At 68.9% G+C, this 418-nt stretch carries 1 pseudogene; it reads left to right on the top strand.

What is annotated here, in order from left to right:
• Positions 1 to 16 precede the first annotated feature (16 nt).
• Positions 17 to 418 (top strand): annotated as a pseudogene (locus ABFX56_RS15895) (hypothetical protein); the annotation flags it as partial.

Below are 418 nucleotides of genomic sequence, written 5' to 3' on the forward strand. Positions count from 1 at the left end.
TGGGATTGTTGGGGTTATGGAGCAGCCGTTGCAGTTTCTGGAGGACGACGTGAAGTCGTTGCGCCGGACGTGGGTTGGTGCGCTGCCCGCGTTCGGTGGTGGTGCTGGCATCGACCCTGCCGGTGAGGTGGCGTTGATGAGTGATGCGGGTCTGGTGGCGGTCACTGGTGCGGTGGGGCATCTGGTGCGTGCTTCGGAGGCGGTGTTGGCCAGGGTGGCGGGGGAGGTCGCCAAACGCTCGCCGGCCGAGTTGGGTCGGGAGGGTCTGGCGAAAAAGCAGGGGTTTGTGAATTCGGTCAGCCTGGTGGCGGCGGCTACGGGTGGGTCGGTGGCGGCGGCGGCGCGGATGGTGCAGGTGGGTCGGGCGACCGCGCCGCGTCAGTCGTTGACCGGGGAGGTGTTGCCGCCGGCGCACCCG

Source organism: Parafrigoribacterium mesophilum (assembly GCF_039652555.1).
In the GTDB taxonomy this organism is placed as follows: Bacteria; Actinomycetota; Actinomycetes; order Actinomycetales; family Microbacteriaceae; genus Parafrigoribacterium; species Parafrigoribacterium mesophilum.